Below are 22,604 nucleotides of genomic sequence, written 5' to 3'. Positions count from 1 at the left end.
GCTGGCGACGGCGGTAGACCGGGGCCTCGCCTCTTTGGCACCTATGGCTACTCGCTGTTCGAGGTCGATTTCAAGTCACCGGGGAGCGACAACACGATGGCGGGCATCGCCACGACGGCGATCCGGTTTCCGGCCAATGGCGCCGGCCTCGCGCAACTTCTTGACGTTCGTACCCCAGTACTTCAAGAACCGCACCTGGGGCTTCGAGATCATCGACAACAGCCGCGTGGCCGGTGTTAAGCAGCCGACGCTCAAGGTCAACCAGTACTTCACGCAGCCGCAACTGCCTGGCGGACTGGGCTGGTTCCGCGCCTTTGACCGGCCCGGCGTGACGGGCTATGGCTGGATGGCCCCCGGCGAACTATTGGACAAGAGCCTGACGATCTGCCCGCCCGTGGCCTACCCGCCCAACGGCAGGCTCGCCAGCGCCAGCCTGCTGAACAACTGCGGCAGCCTGACGGTGAACGGCTACCCCGGCCATGGTGAGCTGGGCGCCGAAGAGTTGCCCACCGGACGAAGCGCCGACGGCCATGTGTAACTGCGTGAAGACTGGACATTAGGAGAATGGCCAATCTTGCTAGAGTCGCTGCAAGCTGGTCGGGTGCAGGCGCTGGGCCGATCCCGGAGATAGCTGGCCTGGTGTCTGGATCTTCCCGACGCTGGCAGGCGGTCGGGCGAGCGACAGGGCCTGCCGGTGGTCGGGTCCGTGAATCGTCTGTCTAGTCCGGGGCAAGTGATGACGTTGCGACTGGTTTGGTGTCTTCTGGCGTTGCTGGCGGGATGCGGCGGCGGTGGCTCTTCGTCGCCAGACGGTGGGGGGCCTGGGGTCCCGCCAAGTTATTCGCTGTCCGGAAAGGCGCAGAAAGGCCCGTTCGCCATTGGCTCGCAGGTGTCGGCCAGCGAATTGAATGCCAATCTGAGCGCGACCGGAAAAATATACAAGGTCCAGACGACGGACAACCTCGGCAGTTTTGCCTTTGCGACGCAGATTGGCACCCGGCTGGTCGATATTTCCGTCAATGGCTATTACCTGGATGAAATTACCGGGCGGCTGTCGACCTCGGTCATCGATCTTCAGGCGACAGTGGATCTCGGCGTCCAGTCGGTGCCGACGGTCAATGTGCTGACCTCTCTGCAGGCACCCCGTCTCAAAGCCTTGATGCTGCAGGGCGGCGCATTCAGCGCCGCCTATGCGCAGTCTCAGAACGAAGTGCTGGCGGCATTCGGGGTCGACTCTGCGAGAGTCAACGGGCTGACCAGCCTTGATGCGATGAGGATCGACGGAATCAAGGATGCCGATGCAGTTCTGCTGGCGGTTTCGGCCACGCTGGCGCAAATGGCAACCGATGCTTCAAAGGCCAATGGGACCAGTCAGGCGGCGGAGCTTTCTACCCTGGTGAACAGCATTGCGGTGCAGATTGGAAATTCCGGTTCTATAACCAGTCAGACGATTGTGGCCGCGCGCAAGCTGGCGCAGACGGAAGTCAATATCCCCCTGGTCCGCTCGAATCTGGAGACCTACTACGCAGCCCAAGCCGTGGCGATGGTGGCGCCCAAGTTCGAAGAGTGGCTGGATGCGAGCGGCTCGGGCGTGCTGCCACAGCGCCAGGCGGCAGTCGCCGGGCTTGTCTTCACGGATGTTGCCGGCATGAGCCCTGCGACGGTCGTGACCAGCAACGCCGTGACGATTGCCGGCCTGGGGGCCGGCGTCTCGGTGGCCGTTGCCGTCGACGCAGATACCACGATCATCAAGAACAACGTGGCGCTGACGAGCAGGCGCACCGTCGTCCAGAACGGTGACACGCTGGCAGTCCGCGTCACGTCCCCGGGTTATGCGCTCACGCATTCGTCAACAGTCTCCGTTGGCGCCAGTTCAAGCACCTGGCGGGTGTCCAGTCGGGCATTGGGCGGCACGATCAACGGGTTGACCGGCAGTGGCCTGGTCTTGCAGTTGAATTCATCGGAGACCATCACGTTGGCGGCCGGCAGTACCAGTTTCTTGTTCGCGTCTCCGGTCGCGAATGCGGCACCCTTCAATATCACGCTGCTGACGCAGCCCACGGCGCCGGCGCAGATTTGTGCCGTGGCGAATGGTGCCGGAACGGTTGGTGCCACGACAGCGGGCGCCGTCATCGATTGCTATGCCGCTGGCGCCGCTTTCATCGCCAAACTCAGCGGTGATCAGCAAAGCGTCGTGCAGCATCAGCCTTTGGCGGTGATACCGAAGATTCTGGTCACGGACAGGTTGAATAATCCGGTTTCAAATGCTCCGGTGACATTCCAGGCGTCGGATGGGTATTACTCGACAAATCCTGTGAGCGTCGCGACGATGGCGGATGGAACCGCGCAACTCTATACTCCCGTTGGCGGCAGTGCGGGTACGCCGTTCGATATCTATTTCCACCTTGCCGGCGCGCAATACGTCACGGCGACAGTTCCAGGGGGCGGCAGCGTGAAATTCGACGTCGCGGTAACCCCCTCTACGCACCGCTATGACGGAAAATATATCTGTACCGTCATCGGGGTTGGATACTTCACCATCTCCGGCGGCCTGCCTGCATACCAGGGTATTCCGTCCTATTCGACCCTGGACGAGGGCAGTGGACAGCTGGAGATCACCATCGGCAGCAACTACAAGGCCCACTACTACGGCCAGATTGCCATCGACGGTGCCGAGCGCGGCACGATGAGCGGCACCTACACGGCATCGACGTTCGGGGGGCAATCCACGGACCCCATCGGCAATTGGTCGTGCTTCAGGCTGTAGTTCATGCGGCATGCCGCTTGAAGCGTGGCCGCGCGAGGCTCACGCGGCCTGTCCGTGCAGGAAAGCTAGACAGTTGGGTGGAGCCAGGTTTCCGATACTCCTCAATCGCTGTTCACGGCGCCTGGTGCTGGCCAAGCTGGGAGGACATGCAATTCATGTGTCGTCTCGCAGCACCAGGGACTGTGGCAGGCCGGTCCGTTGCCGAACCTGTTCGGTCGGCACGAGCACGAGATAGTGCAATGTCGTCGGCTCGCCGTCCGTCCTCAGCCACTCCCCCATCGCGAGCGGCTGTGCACCCTGGGCCCGTGCAGTTGCGGCTGCGTCGGCCCGGCACACGCTGAAGCGAAACAGCCGGCCGTGGCGGCGCACCGTCAGATCCACGGCGGGCCAGTGGCTTGGAAGCGCAGGCACGAAGCGCAGCCGGTCGCCCTGCACCTGCAGCCCGCATATGGAGCCCACTGCCGCGCGGTAGAGGCCTGCGGCGGAGCCGCTGTACCAGTTCCAGCCCCCCCGGCCTGTCCAGGGAGGCTGACTGCAGATGTCGGCCGCCACCGCGAAGGGTTCCAGCCCGAAGCGCAGGCCCGCCGTGGCGTCTTCGGCGCGGTGGGCAGGGCTGCAGGCCATCCAGGCGCGCCAGGCGGCGTCGGCCTGACCGAGCTGGGCCCAGGCCATTGCAGCCCAGACGACGGCATGGGTGTACTGGCCGCCGTTCTCGCGCACGCCCGGTGGATAGGCCTGTATGTAGCCTGCTGAAGGGCGGTGGTTGACGAGCGGCGGGTCCAGCAGGCGAAGCATCAGCCAGTCGGGTTCCAGCAACATGCGCTCGGCCGAGGCCATGGCCTGGTGCTGACGCGCCTGCGGCGCGGCATCGGACAGCACGCTCCAGGCCTGGGCGATCAAGTCGATGCGGCACTCCGTGCCGGCCTGAGTGCCCAGCGGCGTACCGTCGTCGAAGAAGGCGCGCAGGTACCACTGTCCATCCCAGGCAGGCCCGTCCAGTGCCCGGCGCCAGCCCTCGGCGGCCGCCAGCCAGCGGGCGGCGCGATGGGTCTCGCCGCGCCTCTGGGCCAGCGGCGCGAAGTCCGCGACGACGCGGCACAGGAACCAGCCCAGCCACACCGACTCGCCGCGCCCGGCCGCGCCGACCTGGTTCATGCCGTCGTTCCAGTCGCCGGCACCCATGAGAGGCAGGCCGTGGGCCCCCACCTTGAGCCGTGCGTCGATGGCGCGCGCACAGTGCTCGAACAGCGGCGCCGCCTCGACGCTCGCGCGCGGCACGTTGTACGCGTCCTCTGCGCTTGCGGCCAGCGCGTCACCTTCGATGAACGGAACGGCCTCGTCCAGTACGGCTGAGTCACCGCTGGTCAGCACATAGTGGTGGGTGGCGTGGGGCAGCCAAAGCAGGTCGTCGCTGCAGCGCGTGCGCACGCCCGCGCCACTGTGCGGGTGCCACCAATGCTGCACGTCGCCCTGTATGAACTGGCGTGCTGCGGCGCGTAGCAGATGTTCGCGCAGCAACTCGGGCGCGGTCAGCGCGAGGGCCATGGCGTCCTGCAGCTGGTCGCGAAAACCATATGCACCCCCGGCCTGGTAGAAGCCCGCCCGGCCCCACAGGCGGCAGGCGGTTGTCTGGTGAAGCAACCAGTGATTCACGAGCGCGTCGAAGCGCGGGTCAGGGCTCTGCACCTGCACGGCGTCCAGGCGGGTTACGCCCAGGCCTTGCTCACCGTCCAGCAGCAGCTGTGCCAGCGCCAGCGCTGCCGGCGGCGTCGCCGCGTGGCCGAGCAGGAACTCGCATTCGCGCGTGGCGCCGGCCTCGAGCCTCAGGCTCAGGCTCGACGCCGCGCAGGGGTCACCGCCCTGGCCAGACAGCCGGCCGAAGCTGTCGGGCCAGGTGAGGCGGCCGCGTGCGTCGAACAGCTCTCGGCGGTCGCAGGTCCAGTCGGGCAACACGGCGTCCCGGCCGCCCTCGTCGTGGGCCTGCAGAATCCAGAACGCGGTCTGGCCGGCAGCAGCGTCATGTTCGTCGAGCTGGGTGGCCATCAGAACATCCAGGGCAGCGCAGCCGGCCGGCGTGAGCCGGGCATGGCTGGTACGCACCGACTGCCGGTCCACGAGCACGGTGCCCAGCAACCACTCGATGGCGCCGAGCACGCGCAGTCTACGGACCTGGCTACCGGTGTTGCTCAGCGAGACCCGTACGCGCTTGGCCGCCAACGTCGCGTCGACGCGCCAGGCCAGTGTCACCGTCAGCCCGTTGTGGCTGTGGCGGATGGACGTGCCTGCGGGGCCGTGCTCGACGCGGTAGCTGGTCTCGGCCGCACCCAGGCCGGGTGCGAGGTTCCAGGCCTCGCCTGTCTGCAGATCCTGCACTGCGAAGTGCTCGCGCGCGGTATCAGCGAGAGGATCGTTGCTCCAGGCGCAGAGCTGGTGTAGCCGGCTGTTTCCGGCCCAGGTCCAGCCGGCGCCACTCTCCGACACCAGCACGCCGAAGTCCGGGTTGGCCAGCACGTTGACCCACGGCCTGGCCGTGGGCCGGGCCCGCGCGGTCACAAAGCTGTAGCCGCCGTCGAGCGGATCGAAGCGGCCCTGCTCAGCGGGTGGGGCAACGGTTGTCGCTGGCGCCGTTGCTGCGTTGCGCTCGCGCGCTTCGCGCAACAGCCGGGCCCCTTCGTGCCAAGCCATCAGGTCAGCCACGTGGCGACCCAGCGGCCGGCCATCAGCGTTGAGGCGCAACCGTGCCAGCTGGGCCAAGGTGGTGCGCTCGGAGGGGCTCAGGTCGGCGGACTGCAGCAGCAGCAGCACGCCGCGCCCGGCCGGCAACCCGTGCTGCAGCTCCGGTGCGTATCGCTCGCCCAGGCTTTGCAGGCCTTGTCGCAGTGGCATCAGATAGGAATTGGGCTCCGCATTGACCAGCACCAGGTCAACACCGACACCGCCGTGGGCCCAGTGCAGCAGCCCCTGGATCAGGGTCTGCACCAGTGCCAGGCCGGCCACGGTCGACACCGTGACGACCACCAACGGCCGCTCGCCCGAGAGCCCGAAGCGCCACAGCAGCCGGCGGTCGCAGGCCTGGCCGGGCGTGACGGCGTCGGGGCGGGTGTGGAGCAGCACGAGCAAGCTGGTCAGCACCTGGATGGCGGCCAGGTCGTCGCTGTGCAGGCGGTGCTCGCGCTGCTGCAACGCATGCAGCGTGGCGCTCAGCTGCGAGGCGCGCTCCACGGCGCCGGGGCGGCGGTAGCTGTCCACCAGTGCAGCAAGCGTCGGCGCGTCCTGGGCGGCGGCTGTGGCCCAGGTGACTTGGGCGGTGCCGTGAGGCGCCAATGTCAGCGGCAGGCACACAGCAGCCACCGGGTCCAGCCCGGTGTCCATCGCACCGCTGGGTGTGGCAGTCGGCTCGAAGTCCGCCAGCGTCTGCCAGTGCCCGCGCAATCGGCCGCGCCAGCGCGCGCGGTCGGCCAGCGCGCGTGCCGCGAGCAAGCCACCGGTCTCTGCGTGGGCGATGAAATGCACTGCGTGCCGGCCCGGTTCGGCTTCGCGACGTGGCCGCCGCGCGAGGAACAGTGCCTGGGTGGCGGCGTCCCAGTCCGCGCTGACGAAGAGGTTGGCGAAGGCTGGGTGCATCTCGTCGGCGCGCGCCGTCGACAGGCTCACCTCGAATGCCGACATCACGTCCAGCGTGATGGGTCGTCCGGAGGTGTTCCACAGCTCGACGCGGCGCAGTTCCACGTCGTCCTCGGGGCTGACCCAGACGGTGCAGCGTGCGTGAAGGTCGGGCCAGGTTGCGTCGAAGCAGACTCGGTCCGGCAGAAAGCGGGCGGTATAGCGGGCGGTGGGGTCGGGAGCGGGGTGCTGAGTCAGCGACACCGGTGCGCCGCCGGCACTGCGGCGCAGGTACAGGAAATGGCCATGGTCGTCGCGCAGTGCGTCGTCGCGCCAGCGACCCAGGTCGACGTCGCCCAGCCGGCTCCATCCTGCGCCGTTCGCGCGCAGCGAGACGCTGTAGGCCGGACGCGTCATGTCGGGGGCGAGCCCGGCTGCCAGTGCGGCCGCCTGTCGATAGCCGGCATTGCCGAGCAGCTGGGTACGCGCCAGGGCCTCCTCGCCGGGCTGCACCTCGCGTAATGGTGCACCCGTCGCGTCCGAGTGTTCGCGCTCCACCGTCGCCGGTGCCAGGTCACGCTGCCCGGCAACTTCGCGCGGCAGGCCCTCGTGCAGCAGCGTGGCCACGGCGGCCAGGCGGGCGTCGGCCATCCCCCAGTGCCGTGGTCGTCCGTCCAGCAGTACCTGGGCCAGGGCCACCAGCGTCATGCCCTGATGGTGGGCCATGTGGGTTTGCACGCGCGTGCACAGGTGCTCATCGACCTGGCGCGCGGGCGTGCAGTCCAGCGCCTCGAAGAAGCCCAGGGCGGTGCGCATCTTGAGCCCCTGCAGCCGGCGCAGGTTCCGCGCGGCGGCCTGCGGCGCAATCATGGCGGCCAGGGCAGTGGCATAGGGTGCGATGACGCGCTCGTCAGCCGGCGCGCGGCGCAGCGCCAGGCCGCGCACGCCCTGCGGAGCGTACTGGTAGGCCAACGCGCGGTCGGTGGCGGCGTAGGCCGACTCGCTGATGCCCCAGGGCAGGCGCAATTCGTCGGCATGGCGGCGCTGCTCTTGCACGGCCATGCGCGCGGCCTGGCCCAGCACGCTGTCGGCCGGCTCGTCCAGAACCAGCAGCGGCATCAGGTACTCGAACATCGAGCCCGACCAGGACTTCAACCCCAGCGCGGCACCGTCGACGTGGTAGCTGCGGCCCAGTGCGGCCCAGTGCGAGGCTGGCACGTCGCCCTTGGCGATGGCCCACAGGCTTGCCAGCCGGGACTCGCTGGCCAGCAGGTCGTAGTGGTGGGGATCGAGCTTCTGGTCCGCCACCTGCCAGCCGATGTGCAGCAGCCGCCGCTGCGGGTCATACAGGAAGCTGAAATCGGTGTCCTCGGCAAGGCGTCGGCAGCGCTGTGCGATGCGGTCGAGCTGCCGCTGCAGAGGCTCGGCGGCACCAACTTCCTCGCAGGCATTGGCCACCGCGAGCAGATGGCCGCACAGGTTGCCGCTGTCGACGGTGGACACATAGGCCGGCAGCAGCGCCTGCAGCGTGGCGGTGTCGATCCAGTTCAACAGGTGGCCGCGATGCAGCGGCAGACGGTCCAGCGTGTCCAGCGTGGCCCGCAGCCTTTGCAGCAGCTCCAGCGGCGTGATCCAGCCGAAGGCGCGAGCGCATGCGGCGGCCAGCAGGTACAGGCCGATGTTGGTCGGCGAGGTGCGCTGCGCCACCATCAGCCGCGGTACGGCCTGCACATTGTCGGGCGGCAGGTGGTGGCTCGCGGGACCGACATGGGTTGCGAACCAGCCCCAGGTTTCGCGCGCGACGCCGAGCAGGTACTGCCGGTCGTCGTCCGCCAGCGGCGGCGCCACGGCAGCGGGTGGGCGGCTGGCCCAAGCTACCCAAAGCGGCGTGGCAGCCCACAGCAGGCTCAGACCCGTCGCCAGCCACGGGGTCGGCGTGTGCAGCGTCAGCAGCACGCCGCCCAGGGCCAGCGCGAGCATCGATAGCGGCGCCTTGCGCACCAGCTGGTCCTGCAGGCCCTGTGCGACCCGGGCCTCGGAGGCTGCCGCTGTCGTCCAGGCCAGCAGGCGGCGGCGGCTGACGGCGCTGCGCCAGAGCGCCCGAGCGATCGCGTCCACGTTGAGCAGCGACTGGCGCAGCCACAAGGCCAGATGCCAGGCCAGGCCAGCGAGCGCGAGGCCGAAGTCGGCCAGGGCCACACGCAGGAAGTGGCCGAGGGCGAGGTCGTCACGGCTTGGGGCCAGACCGGCGATGGCGCCCAGCAGCGGTGCGGCGCTGAAAGCCGCAGCGGCGAGGGCGAGCGCGCCCCATGCCGACAGCGGCACGCCGGCCAGTGCCAGCAGCACCAGCGCCAGCGCGGCAGGCGCGACAAGGCTGCGGCGCAGGTTGTCGAGCACCTTCCAGCGGTCCAGCGCACGCAGCCCGTAGCGGCGCGACAGCAATGGCAGCAACTGCCAGTCACCGCGTGTCCAGCGGTGCGTCCGGGCGCTCGCCACGTCGGCATGTTGCGGCGCCGGCTCGATCAGCGCGACGTCGCCTACGCTGCCGCAGCGGGCGATGCATCCTTCCATGAGGTCGTGACTCAAGACCTGGCCTTCAGGCATGCGCCCCGCCAGCACGGCATGCACGGCGGCCACGTGAAGCAGGCCCTTGCCGCTGAAGCTGCCTTCGTCGAGCAGATCCTGGTAAACCTCGGAGGCGACAGCGTTGTAGGGGTCGTGGCCGGTACCCGCGCCAGCGAACAGCCGGTAGAACAGGCTGCCCTGGCCTGCAGGCGGCCATGCGACCTGCACGCGCGGCTGCAGGATGCCGTGGCCACTGACCACTCGCCACAGCCCGTCGGCATTGCGACCCAGCTGCGGCTGGTTGAGCGGGTGGGCTGCAACTGCCACCAGCTCGCGAAGCGAGCCAGGCGGCAGCACGGTGTCGCTGTCCAGCGTAACGACATGCGGCGTACCGGCCACCGGCTGCGAGCGTAGGCCAAAGTCCAGGAAGGCGTCTGCCTGGCCGCTGAGTCGTGCCATCAGCTGCTCCAGCTTGCCGCGCTTGCGCTCCCAGCCGATCCAGCGGCGCTCGCCGTCGCTCCAGCGGCGCGGGCGGTGAAGCAGGAGAAATCGCAGGGGCTCGCCCAACGGCGCCGGGTGGCGCGCGTTCAGCGCGTCAATCTGCGCCAGGGTCTCCCGCAGCAGTGGGGCGTCGGCGTCGGTGTCGGCCTCGGCTGCATCGGCGAAGTCGCTCAGCAGCGCGAACTGGGCGTTCTGTTCGAGGTTGGCCAGGTGATGACGCTCGAGCCGCTGCGCAAGGGCCTGCGCCGCGGCGGCGTTGTCCAGCAGCACTGGCATCACCACAAGAACGCGGTGCTCGGGCGGGATGCCTGCAGCCAGCGCCAGCCGCGGCTGCCGCCGTGGCGGCAGCGACTCGCTGATGAGACGGTTCAGCAGTGCGAGGGCCACCTCGCTGGCCGGCAGCAGGGCCAGCAGCGCGAGCGCGACCCAGAGCCAACCGTGCAGGCTCGCAGCGGCAGCATGCATGAAGACGAATACGAGGGCGGCGCTGGCCAGCGCAAGGCCGATGAGCAGCAGAGGCAGCGCGCGGGGGCGCCAGCGCGGCCCGCGTGGTGGTGGCAGGCCGAGCTTGGCATGCAGTGCGTCACGGCCCGCACCGAGCAGCCAGTAGCCCAGCGACGCGGCGGCCGGACCGCTTTCCAGCGGGGCCGCGTGCGCGGCCAGGCTCAGCAGTTGGTCCGCGATTTCGCGCTCGCTGCGGTCGCAGCGCCGCGCCAAGCGCTCGATCTCGTGCAGACTGGCGTCCTGGGTGTCGCGGTGCTCCGCGGCGAAGGCAGGCCAGGCCAGCAGCCGCTGCATGAGGGCACTGGACTGGTCCACAAGGCTTCGCCAGTTGGTCCGCGACAGGCGAGCCAGTGAGCCGATCGCGTGGCCCACGCTCAAGGCGTCGGCGGCGGCCTCGGCCTGCTGGCCCTCCAGCGCGGTGGCCGGGTCCGGCAAGGACTGGGCGAGCGCCAGGCGGATGGCCTCGCGGCCGGCGGCACCCTGGGCGGTGCCAGTCTCTGAGTCGGCGTGCAGGCGCTGCATGATCTGCAGCGCGAACGCGACAGCCACGCCGCGGACGCGCAGGCGCTCGAACCATGGCTGTGGCGCCATCGGTGGAGCGCCTTCCTCGGCAAGGGTGTCGCACAGCCTGTGCGCGACCTCACGTGCAGCCTCCTCGGTGGCGACGCGCTCGGCCAGCCGGCGCAGGTTCTCCACCAGCACGGCCCGCAGCGTCGTTGGCAGCGCCCACAGCTCACCCTGGGTGAGGCAATGCACGCCTTGGTAGGCCTCCAGAAAGCTGGCCAACAGGTCGACGTCGAAGGCGCCATCGGTGTGGGCAAGGTAGTGCCAGGCGACAGCGTAGATGCGCGGCAGGCCGGTGAGGCCGGGGGCGGTCAGCACGGGTAGCTGCCGGTAGTAGCGATGCGGCAGTTCGCCCCGCACGACACGGGCCTGCGCGATGACTTCGTGGATGTTGTCCTGCAGCCATTCGCCGGCCGGGCTCAGCGGGCGCCCCAGGCGCTGCTGGCGCTCGATGGTGGCCTGCGCCGCGCGAAGCACCGCGACGTTGGAGCGCAGCCGCGGAAAGAAGGTCAGCGGCGGGTCGGCCCGCTGTGGCAGGCCATGCGTGCGGGCCAGCGCATGACCGTGCAACGCGAATCCCTCGGCGCCCAGCAGCGCCGCGCGGATCGGCGGCTGTAGTGGCCCGCGCGCGGGCGCGAGAAGGGTGTCCTGCATTGACCGCCGCCAGAGCGGCCAGCAGCGCCTCAGGCGAACCACAGCGCGCCCGCGATGAGCAGCAGCAATGCCGTCAGCGTGGACATCAGGCGCGGTCGAAGGACCGCATGCATCGTCTGAAACGTGCCGGCGGCACCATGCCAACGGCCGCGAGCGGCCGCGCAGTCGACACAGTGGCCCCTCAGTGCATCGTCGACGGTGTGCGGATCAACGGCCACGCAGCATCCCCACGATCAGGCCTGCCACGGCCAGCACGATGAAGAGCATGGCCATCAGATGGGCCAGGCCAACGGCGCCAGCGGCCAGGCCGCCAAGGCTGAACAGCGCGGTCACCATGGCCAGGACGAGAAAGATCAATGCGTAATGCAGCATGGTGCGCTCGTTGGAATGGCTGAAGGCCGATGCTGAGGAGCGGCAACGTCCGTCGTCTGTGCGGCAGCAGACGTTGGCAGCGTGCGCTGGCGGACAGACAGGGCGGACACGGTCCCCCAGAGTCGGTGGCACAGCGCGCTGCGGCGGGGTCAGTCCTCGGCAGGGCACTGGGTCGCCGGCATCCGCCGACGTGGCGCCGCAACCCGCGGCCTGACCCGAGGAGCATTCATGAATCCAACCCTTTGCACCCTTCCCCTGCCTGGCGTTTTCCGCTCTTCGGCATGGGCTCCCGTGGCTGCCATCGCCGCCCTGCTGCTCGGGGCCTGCGCTGCGCCGACCAAGCCGCCCCCAGAGCTCGCCGTAGCGGAGGCCGCCGTGCAGCGTGCCAGTACGCCGGCCACTGCCAGTGACGCACCTGCCGAACTGCGCTTGGCTACCGACAAGCTGGCAGCCGCGCGGGCCGCCGTGTCCGCGGGGGACTTGGACCGCGCACGTGCGCTTTCCGAGCAGGCCGGGGTCGACGCCCGTGTCGCCGAGTTGCATGCGGACAGCGTGCGATCGCGCAGGGCCGCGAAGGAGTCGCAGGACGCGGCCCGGGCGCTGGCCGAAGAGATCCAACGCAAGACGGTCCGTTGAGCGGACCACCCCCAAGCTTTGAAAGACATGCCATGAACTTACGACCTTCCCGATTTGTCTCGACCCACCCCGCGCTTGCCGGCTCCGCCGCGGCCACCTGTCTGGTGCTGCTGGCGGCGTGCTCCTCCATGCCGACCCAGAATGCCGCGCTGGAGCAGGCGCGCGCCCGGCTCAATGCCGCGCAGGCCCAGCCCACGACGGTGGCCGTGGCCTCAGACGAACTGGCGCGCGCCCGTGAATCGTTGCGCCGCGCCGACCAGGCCCTGGTCAACGGTGACAGCGTGACCCAGGTCGACCACCTGTCCTACCTGGCGCTTCAGCACGTAAGCATTGCCGAGGACACGGCTGCCAGCCGGAACGCTCAGGCCATCGTCACCGGAGCGGCTGCCGAGCGTGACCGCATGCGTCTGGAAATGCGTACCCGCGAAGCCGACGTGGCGCAGGCGCAGAAGTCCGCCGCCGAGCAGGCCTCGGCGGTCAAGACGGTGCAACTGGCCCAGTCCGAGGCCAACACCCAGTCCGAGCGTGACCGGGTGGAGCGAAGCGACGCCAAGGTCGGTGCCCTCGAGGCCCAGTTGCGTGAGCTGAACGCCCGGCAGACTGAGCGCGGCCTCGTCGTCACGCTGGGGGACCTGCTGTTCGACACCGGCGCCTCGCGCTTGCGCCCCGAAGGTCAGCGCAGCATGGACCAACTGGCGGTCTTCATGAAGCACAACCCCGAAAGGCGTGCGTCCATTGAAGGTTACACGGACAGCACCGGTAGCACGACATCCAACCAGGCCCTGTCGGACCGCCGCGCGCACTCGGTGATGGCGGCCCTCGTGCAGCTCGGCGTGCCCGGCAGCCAGCTCAGCACGCAGGCCTTCGGCGAAGAGCGCCCCGTCGCCGGCAACGACACCACGGCCGGTCGGCAGATGAACCGCCGTGTCGAGGTCGTCTTCGCCAGCCAGGCGGCTGATCTGGTGCGGAAGTGAACCGCTGGCGCGGCCGCTCCCGTGCCGCGCCGGCCCCTATTGAACAGGAGTTGGCATGAACACTTTGAACCTCAAGAATTCCGCGCGCCTGCTGGCCGCTGGCGCGGCGCTCGCGCTTCTCGGCGCTTGCGCCGCCACCCGGACCCAGGAGGGTTCGGGCGAGTACGTGGACGACACCGTCATCACCGCCAAGGTCAAGGCCGCCATCCTGGGCGAGCCCACGCTCAAGTCCGCCGAGATCAACGTCGAGACCTTCAAGGGCCGTGTGCAGCTCAGCGGCTTTGTGTCTTCCAAGCCGGAGATGGCGACGGCCGTGATGGTGGCCCGCAACGTCAAGGGCGTGAGCGGGGTGGCGAATGACATGCGGATGAAGTGACATCCTGGGCACGCGGTCGGTCGGTGCCGAAGACGCGGTCCCAGAATGTGCTGCTGACACCGTAGTAGCCCACCCTCGACATCGGCGGTGGGCTGTCTGGCGTTAGGCGCGCGGGCCGGTGGTGCAGACCATGCCACTGGCGCCGGCGCCGCAGCCAGCGTCCGCCGATGCGCGAGGGCCTGGCGGCCGTTGGCTGGTGGATGGCGTGGTGGGTCAGCCCGTAGGCGATGTAGCCGCCGAGCATTCCGAAGCTTAGCGCTGCAGCCGGCCAGACCCCCAGCCACCAGATGGCAGGCAGCAGCAGCGTGGCGAAGAGCGCGGCCGACAGCGCTGTGGGTGCTGCAATCAGCGCACCCGGGCGGCGATGGTGCTCGGCGTGCCAGCGCCTGAACAGCGGCATGCCGTGCAGCACGAAGCGGTGCAACAGGTATTCGAGCAAGCTCCAGCCCAGGACGCCGGCTGCGGCCCAGCCCGCCAGACCCAGGCTGGCCGGGGCTGCCAGCAGCAAAGCGGCACCGAGGGCCAGGTCGACCGCGCCGTAGAGGTAGAAATCGGCGCGGTAGGCGCCAGGACTGTGTTCGAAGGCCAACCAGCGCATGGGAATCGCGGCGCGGTTCAGATCCTGCCGGCCTTGGCCTTGGCCTTGGCGCTGGCCAGGCAACTGGCGCGCGCGTCAGGGGTCATCGCGCCGCACTGCTCGGCGGCCAGCTTGTAGTCGGCCTCGCGCCGGTCCCTGGCGGCGTCGAGCTTGGCGTCGGTGACACGCTGGTTCATCTTCAGGTCGGCCTGGCCCTTGGCGCGCACGGCATGGGCTTGCTTGGTGCATATGGTCTTGGCGCTGCCAGACCTGTCGTTGCACTGCGTGCGGGCGAGCTCGTAGGCGGTGTCCAGCTTGATGGAGGTGACGTTGTCCTGCGACTTGCGGGTGCCGGTGTGGGCCAGATCCAGCTCGGCCTTGGCTACCAGTTCCTTGCCGCGGGCCTGCTCGCGGCAGATGTCGCGCGGTGTGCCCGCGAGCTTGTCGCATGCGGCCCGGTCAGTCAGCAGCGTGGCCTCGGCGCGCGCCTTGCCGGCGTTGAATTCGTCCACGCTCGTCAGGCTGGCGGCCAGGGCGGGGCTGGCACACAGCGCGGTGAGCAGGCAGGCCATGGCCAGCCGGGGGGTGAACAGGATGGTGCGGGACGGATTCGGGAGGCGGGTGTTCATGGTGTTTCCTTTGGAGTAAGTCGCTCGCGCCGGCGCTCCGGGACGGGTGCCCAGCCTGAGGGTGGTGCGTCGTCCAGTCGGTTCGACAGCGCACCCAGCGCGTCCACGCTGTGTGCGCCAGCAGACGGTGAACTTGCGCGGGCCGGGCCAGACTCGAATTTCCCAATCCGCCTCTCCCGTGCGCCATGCCTACCTTCGATGACGTCCACGACGCGCAGGCCGCAGCACTGCTGGGTCGGCCGTTTGCCGAGCTCGACGCCCAGGCGCAGCGTGTGGCCCGGCACATCGGCCTGCACCAGCCGATCACACGACATCCCGAGGCCGCTTCGGCCGCACCACCTACCCGTGGCCAGCGCGCCGCCGACGCCGTCACGGCCTTCGGCGGCTCGTGGTTCTTTGTCGGGCTGTTTGCCACCGTGATGCTGGTGTGGGTGGCCTTGAACGTGCTGCTGCTGGGTCGCTGGGGCCAGGCCTTCGACCCTTACCCGTTCATCCTGCTGAATCTCTTTCTGTCCATGCTGGCCGCGGTGCAGGCACCCATCATCCTCATGTCGCAGAACCGACAGTCCCAGAAGGACCGCCTCACGGCCGGGCATGACTACGAGATCAACCTCAAGGCCGAGCTGGAGATCATGCTGTTGCACGACAAGCTGGACCAGCTGCGCGAGCAGCAATGGGCGGAATTGCTGGCCATGCAGGCCGAGCAGATGCGGTTGCTGGCTGTTCTGGCGGCCGGCCTGCCGACAGGGTACGCCAGCGTACCGACGCCATCGGCGTCGGTCTTGCAGGATGGTGCTGCCGCCGGTCCCGCGGACCAGGAACGGGAGACCGTGCCCGGTTCGCCCCGCAGCAGTCGCGGCCGGCGGCGCCCGACAAGCTTTTAGCAAGGACTCGCCATGAATCGCACTGACCCGACCGCGCCCCCGACCCCCCGTGACCGAATTCGCGGCCGAGGCACTGCATAACGCCGCGACCCAGGGCGGAGATGCGGTGGGTCAGCTCGTGGCCAAGGCCGGCGATCTGACGCAGCGTAGCGTCAAGCATTGGCGTGGCCAGGCCGAGGTCTGGCGAGATGGCACGGCCGGGCACATCCGCGCCCATCCGCTGCGCTCGGTGTTGATCGCCACGGGCGCCGGAATGGTGCTGGCGCTGCTCCTGCGCGCGCTGGGCCGCTGACTGGGCTGCCTGCGGTGGCAAGCGCCCGTCGCCTGTTCTGGCCGCTGCCGGCCCAGCCTGAGCTACTGGCAGAACAGGCCTGGGCCTATGGCGAGATGCTGAGCGCGGATTGGCTGCGCCGCACCCGATTGCGGATGCTTGCGGCTGGCGCGCTGCTGGCCAGCGTCGTGCTGGCCGGTCAGGCGGTGCTGCGGTGGGCCGGCCTGCGCCGTCAGCTGTCGGCCGACCTGGACTTGGTCCACAGCACCGACGCGGCGCCGTGACGGCGGCCACCACCTGGCTGCTTTCCCAGGGCGGCCGGCCTGTGCCGAGGCCGCACGGCATCTCGTGCCGCGGTGCGTCGGCACCTGCTGCTGGCCGTGGCAGGGGAGGCTGCCGCAGGCGTGTTGCCGGTGTAGGTTCGCCTGCCAGGCTCGCTGCCACTGACGCCGGTCACACGGGTCTTTGGGCCGTGGTTGGTGCGCTAGCGCACGGTTGGCGCAGCCCGGCGCCGTCAGCATCTGTGCCTTTACGGGAGTGAGCCCATGCATGCCGTTCAGCCGCGCGCACCCGGAGTGGAACCCCTGCTGCTGAGCTGCACCCAGGTGGCCACGTTCATCGGCCCTCAGGCCTTGATGGCCGCCAGCGGCTTCTTCTTCCAGAGGTGCGCGCGCCTCTTCCTCGTCACCAGCCGCCACGTGCTGCTGGATCTCGCCGCCGACCACCGGCCGCAACGCATCGAGTTCACCCTGCACGCCGCCGGTGTGGACCTGGCAGAGCGGCACCGCGTATCGCTACCGCTTTACGACAACGGATTGCCGCTTTGGCGCCAGGTTGGTGACAGTGGCGGCGATGTGGATGTGGCGGCGCTGGAGATTCCGGGCATGGCCATGCCGCGGCACGCGCAGTTCTGTGCCTTCACGATCCGCCATATCCAGGTGCAGGTGCACGCAGTGCGCCTGGGCCAGCCGCTGCTGCTGGTGGGCTTCCCTCTGGGGGGGCATGACAATCTGCACCACCTTCCGGTGGCGCGGGGCGCCGTGGTGGCCTCGGCATTTGGCGTGCGCTTCCAGGGCCGGGGCTGCTTCTTGACAGACGCACCCATGCAGCGCGGCAGCAGCGGCGCACCGGTTGTGCGCCACGATCCCGACGGCGACTCCAGCCTTCCCTGGCAGCTGCTGGGCGTGCATGGCTCGCGCATGGACCCGGGAGAGCGCGGCAACGGGCATGAGGCCTCGCCAAGCCTGAACCTGGCCTGGTATTCGGACGTGCTGCTCGCGCTGACTCAGTAGGCCCATGACACCCGAAACAGCGACTGTGTTCGTTATGGCACACACAAGCCACGACGGGCTGGCTAGAGTCGGAGCCTGGACAATGCAACAGCACGGGAGGCTGGATGCCTGCTCCGCCTGATGCACTGAATCCGCTCAGCAACCGGTTGCTGGCTGCGTTGTCGGAAGAGGAATGGGCCCGCCTTGCCGGTCAGCTCGAGTTCGTGCCGCTGCAGCTGGGCCAGGTGTTGTACGAATCTGGCCGGCCTCAGAGCCATGTGTATTTTCCCACCACGGCCATCGTGTCCCTGCTCTATGTGATGGAGGACGGTGCGTCGGCAGAGATCGCGGTGGTGGGCTACGAAGGAATCGTCGGTGTGTCGCTTTTCATGGGCGGCGAGACCACGCCCAGCCGCGCCGTCGTGCAGAGTGCCGGTGGCTGCCACCGGCTGCGCGCCGCGGCCATCAAAGCCGAGTTCGGCCGCTACGGCGTCTGCATGCACCTGCTGCTGCGCTACACCCAGGCGCTGCTCACGCAGATGGCGCAGACGGCCGTCTGCAACCGGCACCACCTGCTGGAGCAGCAGCTGTGCCGCTGGCTGCTGTTGAGCCTGGACCGCATCTCCGGCGACGAGCTGGTGATGACGCAGGAGCTCATCGCCAACATGCTGGGCGTGCGACGCGAAGGTGTTACGGAAGCAGCGTTGAAGCTGCAGAAGCTCGGGCTGATTGACTACGCCCGTGGCCACATCACCGTCATAGACCGCCCCGGTCTCGAGAAGCGCAGCTGCGAGTGCTACGGCGTTGTCAAGCTGGAGTACGACCGCCTGCTCAACCAGCCCCTGCCAGTTGCCCGCTGACGGGCAGGGTGCGCTGGCGCACAGCGGGGCCGGGCCGGTCGCGCCCAGACTGGGGCATGACTGCCAACCAACTGCTGGATCATCTGCCTGCCGCTGAGTTGCGACGCCTGCTCGCCCTGGGGTCGCAGGTACCTCTTCGCAGTGGGCAGCAGCTGGCCACCCAGGATGTACCGGCGCGTGTGCTGCTCTTTCCGTTGCGGGGCTTCATGTCGCTGGTCGCGCCGCTGGATGCCCACCCGCCCTTACAGGTGGGCATGGTGGGCCGCGAGGGAGTGCTGGGCGCGCAGTTGCTGCTGGGCCTGCCTGCAAGCCCGGTCAGCGCGATGGTGCAGGAAGAGGGCCAGGCCTGGGGCCTGCCAGCCGCCGTGCTGCGTCGCCAGCTGCCTGGCAGTCCCGGCCTGCGCCGGATGCTGACGCGCTACTTGCTGGTGCAGCTGCGCAACTCCGCCACTGCCGCGGCCTGTCTGCACTTTCACGCGCTGCAAGCGCGGCTGGCGCGCTGGCTGCTGATGGGCCAGGATCGCGCGGCTGGCGAGGGCTTTTCCGTCACGCAGGAGGGGCTGGCTCATCTGCTGGGTGTGCGGCGTGTCGGCGTCACGGTGGCGGCGGGTGGACTGCAGGAGGCCGGCCTGATCCGCTACCACCGCGGCTGGATCACCGTCAGTGACCGCACCGGCCTGGAGGCGGCTGCCTGCTGCTGCTATGCGCAGGAGCGGGCGAGCTACTCCCTGGGGATGAGCTTTGCAACGGATGCTGCCCTCCTTGCTCCAGCGCACTGACGGGGGTGTCAAGTGACCCATCAATCTCATCCCATGGTCCAAGCCCAGGCTCAAACCGCAGCACTGACAGGCAACAGCCTGGCGAAGCGAGACCTCGACCTGCACCGCCAACAGCGTGAGGCGCTGCTGCAGCTGGCCGTGGCACAGCAGCGCTGCCAGCAGCTGGAAATGCAGTTGCGAGATGGCCAGCTGCGCGAGCGCCGCCACCTGCACCGCGCCGAGCATGACGACCTGACGGGCCTGCCCAATCGCGCTGCCTTCCGCGGGCGGGTCCGGCAGGCACTGGCCTGCGGAGCACCCGTCGCGGTCGTGATGCTGGACCTGGACGGCTTCAAGCTCGTCAACGACCATCACGGCCATGCCGCAGGCGATGAGGTGCTGCGCATCATCGCGGCCCGCATGGTCCATGCGCTACGCAACGGCGATGTGGTGAGCCGCCTCGGCGGCGACGAATTTGCCTGTCTGCTGCAGAACGCTGGCACGCCCGCCAACCTGCTGGCGCTGACGGACAAGCTCAGCGCCTCCATCGCTTCGTCCATGCAGGTGGCCGGCCGGCGCATGAGCCTGCAGGCCAGCTTGGGCCTGGCGATCAGCCCCGGTGACGGCGCCTGCGTCGACACGTTGCTGGCCAGCGCGGATGCCGCGATGTACCGCGCCAAGTGGCATCGCAGGAACCATGCCCTGCAGCCCGTGCCGGCGCGGTTCGAGAGCGCGCAGATCCCATCTGCGGCAGGGCCTGATGACAACTCGCCACCGCCTGGAGAGGCTGGATGACTGCGTTGTTCGAACCGGTTCGACCCGTCGCCCGCCAGATGGAAATCGACACCGATGCGATGGATGCCACACGCCGCGGACCGTCAGCGGGCTTCAACGGCTGGCGGCAGGCTCTGGAGGTGCCGTTGAACGGGGCGCCGGCCACCGAACTGGTCTGCGCGCTGTGCCAAGAGCGCCATCATTTCACTGCCCGCGGCCTGGCGTCACCGCGCGTCGCCGAGGCGTTCGCGATTCGCGAGGCGGAGGAGTCTGTGCACGCTGACCGCCTCGCCAGGCGCATCGTGCAGCAGGGCGGGCAGCCTGACCTTGATCCCGGCACACTCGCGCAGCGCAGCCATGCGGGCTATGACGGCCCTCCGGCGTTGGTGACCATGAGCTGGGCCAACCTGGCCGCCGAGCGAGTCGCCATCAAGATCTACAGCCAGTTGGAGCGCCTGGTCGGTGACCGCGACCCCAGCACAAGTCGCTTGCTGGAAGACCTGCTGTCCGACGAGCAGCGGCAATCCGGCGAGTTGCAGGTATGGCTTTCGAATTGAGCCTCGACCCCCAGGAGTCCCTCATGAAGCTGCGCGACACCAGAGCCGAACAACGCCGCCCCCATCGCTTGGGGCCGGCCCGCATACCTGCCAAAGAGCAGCAGGAGACCGACTTCACGGCCGAAGGATCTCCGCCGCCCGGCAAGGTAGGCGCCGGGCGCCCCGCGCTGCCCGACGAAGACGGCGGTCCGCCGGCGCTGGCAGTGGCGAGCAAGCACGCCAAGCGCTGAATCAGATGCGCGGCGTCGTTGCGCGCTGCCTGCATCGACACCCGCAAGGGTGCGAGGGATCGCAGGTCAGGGTGGGGTCGGTATCAGAACGGTGTCGATCACGTGGATCACGCCGTTGGTGGCCTGGATGTCAGGTTCGACAACACGGGCCTTGTTCACGCCCAGATACGCCCGCACCGTGCCCAGGCTCCGCGCCCTGCAGCGTCGCCAGCAGCATGGGCTGCTCGCCTGCGGCGGCGGACACGTGGCCGAGCCAGATGGAGCTTCAGGAGCGCGGCTAGTGTCGCCTTGCTTTCGCGCTTGAACAGGTAGGCCCACTCGCTCCTGGCGAGCTTGTCGAACGCCTTGTCGTTGGGCGCTGACACGGTGCATTCCATGCACCGCCGAGCATGTTGGCCCGACCCGCGGCCTTGAAGGCCGCCATCAGGTACTTGATGCGGCCCGACCGGTCGGTCGGTATAAGCAGAGTCTCGTGCGGGGCTGCAGGCCCCAAGGCCGCCGTGGCCGTGGCGGTGGTCATGGCGTCCTTGAAGGCAGCGGTCAGGCGCGCGGTTCACCTTGCGCATTGACCGTCACGGTCGCGCCGGGAGGCCTGGCGAGCTGCACATGATGCTGCCGGCCTCGGAAGTCGTAGGTCACATCCCAGTAGGCCGGGGTCTGGCTCGCGGGCCGATCATCGCAGCGCTGCACATCGCGGGTCACGACCGACTCCCCGTTGCTGTTGCGCCCGATGCTGTTGCCCACCATGCCACCGGCTACCGCACCACCGGCCGTTGCCAGCGCGCGCCCCGTGCCGCCGCCCACCTGGTGGCCCAGGATGCCGCCGATGACGGCGCCGATGACGATGCCTGGCATGCTGCCTTCGCTGCGGCTGCCTTCGTTGACCTGCTGATGCTCCGTCCAGCATCGTGGCTGTCCGGCGTCGCCGTAGACCGCGCGCACGTCGCTGACGGGCGCCTGGTAGAGGCGTTCGTGATCCCGACGGCGGTAGTCACCCGGTACGTTGGGGTAGGGCGCGTAGCTCAGCTCGTCGTCACGGGTATCGCCCGCAACCACGCGAACTGAGGAGATCTGGTCGTCCAGCCCCATGGCTTCGAGCGACGCGTACTGGCCCGGACGGAGCACGCGGCAGCGGCCGGCGTAGCGCTGATCAACGCACACCTCCCAACGCTGGCCGCGCACGACGGCCGATGAGGCGCGGTCGTTGAAACTGCTGCTCCTGAGGTTGCTGATGTTGCCGTTGGTCGTGATGGAGCGGCCGCCGAAGTCGGACTGCTCGTAGAAGGTGATCTGCGCCAGCGCAGGCGCAGCGGCCGCCAGGCCCCAGAGCAGGACCAGGGCATGGCCGCGCAGCCAGGCGGTTTGTGGTGAGTGCATAGGGCTCTCCTGTTGGAACGTGCTGCAGTCTGGCTGCGCACCGGCGGGCCGTCTGTGCGTTGACGGACTCACGGTGCCGCTTGCGCTGGCAGGCCGGCTTGTACACAGCGCGGCAGCACACAGACGCACCCGCGCCGCGGCGCTACAAGCGGTTGCGGGTGCGATCAAGTCGCCAGCGAGACCGCAAGGCCTTGGCCGCGCCGCAATGGAAGGGTCCGCATGACCAAGACAATCTCGACACTGGCTCTGACCCTGGCTTTCGCGCTGCTGCCCAGCACTTCGGGCGCCATCGGCAGGGCAGCGCTGAAGCAGGCGCAGGAGCGCTACCGCGTGGAGCGCGATGTCTGCCTGGACGGCCAATCCCACCAGAGCCTGCAGACCTGTCTGCGGGAGGCCGATGCGGCCCATGCCCAGGCACTCAAGGCCGACCTTGACGATGGCGCCGCCGATTACGCGCGCAACGCGAGCCGGCGATGCGACGTCCTGCCGCCGGAACTGCGGCAGGCCTGCACAGCGCGCATGCAGGGAGCCGGCACGGTGAGCGGGAGCGTCGCCGGCGGTGGTATCTACAGGGAACTCGTCACGACGGAGCCGGCCCTTGTCGACAAGCCGGTGACCGGCCGCTGAGCCAGCCCGCTTCAATGGACAGCACAAAAAGGCGGGGTCCCGGTTTCTGACCGGGACCCCGCAAGGAAGATGGCTGTCGCCTATCTCTTGATGACGTCCTTGACGGCCTCCTTGACGTCGCCGACGGCCTTCTGCGTCTGCCCCTCGACCTGCTTCTTGATGCCGTGCAGTTGCTGCTCGGTGCTGCCGATCAGCTTGCCGGTGGTCTGCTGCACCTTGCCGGCAGCATCCTTGAGGGTGCCCTTGACCTGGTCCTTGTTCATGCGGTTCTCC

22 protein-coding genes and 1 pseudogene are annotated in these 22,604 nt (G+C 68.9%); 15 read left to right on the top strand and 8 right to left on the bottom strand.

Annotated elements, in window-relative coordinates; genetic code table 11:
• Positions 1-160: 160 nt before the first annotated feature.
• Together AC07VX_RS18955 and AC07VX_RS18950 are read left to right on the top strand one after the other, a co-directional pair.
• The gene (locus AC07VX_RS18955; RefSeq protein WP_493165957.1) at positions 161-538 is read left to right on the top strand and encodes a hypothetical protein; all 378 of its coding nucleotides are present in this window, start codon (positions 161-163) and stop codon (positions 536-538) included.
• Positions 539-736: 198 nt separating this feature from the next.
• Entirely contained in the window at positions 737-2,767 is a 2,031-nt protein-coding gene (locus AC07VX_RS18950) for a hypothetical protein (protein WP_493165958.1), read from the top strand.
• 153 nt (positions 2,768-2,920) lie between these two features.
• Here the strand turns inward: AC07VX_RS18950 and AC07VX_RS18945 are convergent, their stop codons facing one another.
• Genes AC07VX_RS18945 through AC07VX_RS18935 form a run of 3 tightly spaced genes read right to left on the bottom strand, consistent with a single transcriptional unit; the run spans position 2,921 to position 11,530 of the window.
• On the bottom strand, positions 2,921-11,158 hold the full coding sequence (locus AC07VX_RS18945) for a GH36-type glycosyl hydrolase domain-containing protein (RefSeq protein WP_493165959.1): 8,238 nt from the start codon (positions 11,156-11,158) through the stop codon (positions 2,921-2,923).
• A 29-nt stretch (positions 11,159-11,187) separates the two neighbouring features.
• Positions 11,188-11,376, bottom strand: a complete 189-nt coding sequence (locus AC07VX_RS18940) for a hypothetical protein (RefSeq protein WP_493165960.1) — start codon at positions 11,374-11,376, stop codon at positions 11,188-11,190.
• Positions 11,366-11,530 carry a DUF1328 domain-containing protein gene (locus tag AC07VX_RS18935; RefSeq protein WP_493165961.1) on the bottom strand — a complete coding sequence of 55 codons (165 nt, stop codon included), beginning with the start codon at positions 11,528-11,530 and terminating at the stop codon, positions 11,366-11,368. The genes AC07VX_RS18940 and AC07VX_RS18935 overlap by 11 nt, the downstream gene beginning before the upstream one ends.
• Positions 11,531-11,758: 228 nt before the next feature.
• On the opposite strand from AC07VX_RS18935, the gene AC07VX_RS18930 reads away from it, so the two are divergent.
• The 3 genes from AC07VX_RS18930 to AC07VX_RS18920 are packed head-to-tail and all read left to right on the top strand — an operon-like array spanning position 11,759 to position 13,516.
• On the top strand, positions 11,759-12,166 hold the full coding sequence (locus AC07VX_RS18930) for a DUF4398 domain-containing protein (protein WP_493165962.1): 408 nt from the start codon (positions 11,759-11,761) through the stop codon (positions 12,164-12,166).
• Positions 12,167-12,198: 32 nt separating this feature from the next.
• Positions 12,199-13,140, top strand: coding sequence for an OmpA family protein (locus AC07VX_RS18925; protein WP_493165963.1), 942 nt, complete (start codon positions 12,199-12,201; stop codon positions 13,138-13,140).
• A 55-nt stretch (positions 13,141-13,195) separates the two neighbouring features.
• Positions 13,196-13,516: a BON domain-containing protein gene (locus tag AC07VX_RS18920; RefSeq protein ID WP_493165964.1), complete on the top strand. Its 321-nt coding sequence runs from the start codon at positions 13,196-13,198 to the stop codon at positions 13,514-13,516.
• Here the strand turns inward: AC07VX_RS18920 and AC07VX_RS18915 are convergent.
• Positions 13,473-14,114: a sterol desaturase family protein gene (locus AC07VX_RS18915; RefSeq protein WP_493165965.1), complete on the bottom strand. Its 642-nt coding sequence runs from the start codon at positions 14,112-14,114 to the stop codon at positions 13,473-13,475. The two genes, AC07VX_RS18920 and AC07VX_RS18915, sit on opposite strands and share 44 nt — an antisense overlap.
• 17 nt (positions 14,115-14,131) lie before the next feature.
• The gene (locus AC07VX_RS18910; RefSeq protein WP_493165966.1) at positions 14,132-14,722 is read right to left on the bottom strand and encodes a hypothetical protein; all 591 of its coding nucleotides are present in this window, start codon (positions 14,720-14,722) and stop codon (positions 14,132-14,134) included.
• 185 nt (positions 14,723-14,907) lie between these two features.
• Between AC07VX_RS18910 and AC07VX_RS18905 the strand changes: the two are divergent.
• The 9 genes and pseudogenes from AC07VX_RS18905 to AC07VX_RS18865 form a co-directional block, all read left to right on the top strand.
• Positions 14,908-15,441: pseudogene (locus AC07VX_RS18905) on the top strand (DUF1003 domain-containing protein); the annotation flags it as partial.
• A 214-nt stretch (positions 15,442-15,655) separates the two neighbouring features.
• Entirely contained in the window at positions 15,656-15,898 is a 243-nt protein-coding gene (locus AC07VX_RS18900) for a hypothetical protein (RefSeq protein WP_493165967.1), read from the top strand.
• 14 nt (positions 15,899-15,912) lie between these two features.
• Complete coding sequence (locus AC07VX_RS18895; protein WP_493165968.1) at positions 15,913-16,161, top strand: hypothetical protein; 249 nt, start codon at positions 15,913-15,915, stop codon at positions 16,159-16,161.
• A gap of 261 nt (positions 16,162-16,422) precedes the next feature.
• Positions 16,423-17,169 (top strand): S1 family peptidase, encoded by a 747-nt coding sequence (locus AC07VX_RS18890; protein ID WP_493165969.1) that lies wholly within the window; start codon positions 16,423-16,425, stop codon positions 17,167-17,169.
• Positions 17,170-17,273: 104 nt separating this feature from the next.
• Positions 17,274-18,008, top strand: a complete 735-nt coding sequence (locus AC07VX_RS18885; protein ID WP_493165970.1) for a Crp/Fnr family transcriptional regulator — start codon at positions 17,274-17,276, stop codon at positions 18,006-18,008.
• A 56-nt stretch (positions 18,009-18,064) separates the two neighbouring features.
• Positions 18,065-18,787 (top strand): Crp/Fnr family transcriptional regulator, encoded by a 723-nt coding sequence (locus AC07VX_RS18880; RefSeq protein ID WP_493165971.1) that lies wholly within the window; start codon positions 18,065-18,067, stop codon positions 18,785-18,787.
• Positions 18,788-18,820: 33 nt separating this feature from the next.
• Complete coding sequence (locus AC07VX_RS18875; RefSeq protein ID WP_493165972.1) at positions 18,821-19,561, top strand: diguanylate cyclase domain-containing protein; 741 nt, start codon at positions 18,821-18,823, stop codon at positions 19,559-19,561.
• Positions 19,558-20,097 carry a ferritin-like domain-containing protein gene (locus AC07VX_RS18870; protein WP_493165973.1) on the top strand — a complete coding sequence of 180 codons (540 nt, stop codon included), beginning with the start codon at positions 19,558-19,560 and terminating at the stop codon, positions 20,095-20,097. The genes AC07VX_RS18875 and AC07VX_RS18870 overlap by 4 nt, the downstream gene beginning before the upstream one ends.
• A gap of 23 nt (positions 20,098-20,120) precedes the next feature.
• Positions 20,121-20,327 (top strand): hypothetical protein, encoded by a 207-nt coding sequence (locus AC07VX_RS18865; RefSeq protein ID WP_493165974.1) that lies wholly within the window; start codon positions 20,121-20,123, stop codon positions 20,325-20,327.
• 66 nt (positions 20,328-20,393) lie between these two features.
• On the opposite strand, the gene AC07VX_RS18860 is transcribed toward AC07VX_RS18865, so the two are convergent.
• Positions 20,394-20,699, bottom strand: a complete 306-nt coding sequence (locus AC07VX_RS18860) for a fasciclin domain-containing protein (RefSeq protein WP_493165975.1) — start codon at positions 20,697-20,699, stop codon at positions 20,394-20,396.
• A 168-nt stretch (positions 20,700-20,867) separates the two neighbouring features.
• Positions 20,868-21,704: a beta/gamma crystallin-related protein gene (locus AC07VX_RS18855; RefSeq protein WP_493165976.1), complete on the bottom strand. Its 837-nt coding sequence runs from the start codon at positions 21,702-21,704 to the stop codon at positions 20,868-20,870.
• 219 nt (positions 21,705-21,923) lie between these two features.
• Here AC07VX_RS18855 and AC07VX_RS18850 point away from each other — a divergent pair, with 219 nt between their 5' ends.
• The gene (locus AC07VX_RS18850) at positions 21,924-22,331 is read left to right on the top strand and encodes a hypothetical protein (RefSeq protein WP_493165977.1); all 408 of its coding nucleotides are present in this window, start codon (positions 21,924-21,926) and stop codon (positions 22,329-22,331) included.
• Positions 22,332-22,411: 80 nt separating this feature from the next.
• On the opposite strand, the gene AC07VX_RS18845 is transcribed toward AC07VX_RS18850, so the two are convergent.
• The gene (locus AC07VX_RS18845; RefSeq protein ID WP_493165978.1) at positions 22,412-22,594 is read right to left on the bottom strand and encodes a CsbD family protein; all 183 of its coding nucleotides are present in this window, start codon (positions 22,592-22,594) and stop codon (positions 22,412-22,414) included.
• Positions 22,595-22,604 lie beyond the last annotated feature (10 nt).

The organism is Roseateles sp. GW821-FHT03B02, from assembly GCF_059421025.1.
This window is presented reverse-complemented; position numbering and strand designations above follow the sequence as displayed.